Source organism: Paenibacillus dendritiformis (genome assembly GCF_015845845.1).
GTDB lineage: Bacteria > Bacillota > Bacilli > Paenibacillales > Paenibacillaceae > Paenibacillus_B > Paenibacillus_B dendritiformis_C.
In genome coordinates this window covers 1-997 of sequence record NZ_LDIG01000228.1, presented here as the reverse complement: position 1 = coordinate 997, position 997 = coordinate 1, and the positions used below count along the sequence as shown (strand labels likewise).

Sequence of the window (997 nt, the reverse complement as noted above, 5' to 3'; positions counted from 1 at the left end):
TCGAAATCCAGTCCGCAAAACCACAAATAGCCCGCATGCATGGGCAGCAGTTGATACAATTCCCGTTCGGAGTGGTTGAACAAATACGAAAGCAGCATCAGTCGAACCATTCGCTCCGGGTCAGCCGCCGGGCGACCGGTGCGTTCCGTATATAGCGGCGCTACCCAATCATAGACGATGGATAAATCAAGCGCCTCGTTGATTTGACGCAGGATGTGCTTTTTCGGCACGAGTTCATCCATATCCACGAATTGAAACATCTGAGGCTGGACAGCCGATGACTTATAGGCTTTCATGTTCAATCACTCTCTCGATTATTTGTTACAGTACAAATTCGACAAAACCGTGGGAAAGACCTGTTTAAGCGGACTTTTTCACCAGACTTCTAATAAAAGCGGGCTCTATTTAGCGACTTGACATAGGGTCATACGATACATAGAGCTTGTTGCATTTTTACAATCTGCGAATTACTTTAGTTTGCGACTTGCTTAGATCCATACGAGGTTGCTACGAGGTTCTTAACTAGGTTGCTACCAGTTTATTTCTAGTTATTACTATTTATTGCCATTTATTACTAATTGTTAAAAGTCGTTATTAGTCGTTAATAGCTGCTACTAGTTGTTACTATATAAGTTGAACTAAAGAATATCCACTACTATATCAGACTCCATCCGCACACAGAGACGGTCGATGATTGCTTGAGGTTCTTTCATCACAGCATTCATGAAAGAGCAGACATTCTTCCGTATCTCAGCTACAGTGTGGTAGAAGACGTTATTCACGACATCCGCTTTGAGCCACTTCCAGAGTCCTTCCACAATATTCAGTTGCGGACTGTACGGCGGAAGAAAGACAAAGGTCAGTCGCTTGTTTTCTTTCAGAAACGGCTCGAGTAGCTTGGCGTGATGGATTCTGGCATTATCCAGAATCATGGTAATGGTTCCTGAAGGGTATGCTTCAAGTACTTTGTTCAAGAATTTGAGAAACGTTTCTGCTG

General features: G+C 43.3%; 2 protein-coding genes. Both read right to left on the bottom strand.

The genetic code is table 11. The annotated features are described in order from the left end of the window. Positions 1-296: transposase (locus ABD76_RS22750; RefSeq protein WP_197259195.1), on the bottom strand; the 296-nt coding region annotated here is incomplete at its 3' end. Positions 297-638: 342 nt separating this feature from the next. Next, a partial coding sequence (locus ABD76_RS22745) for an IS630 family transposase (RefSeq protein ID WP_197257801.1) occupies positions 639-997 on the bottom strand: 359 nt, incomplete at its 5' end.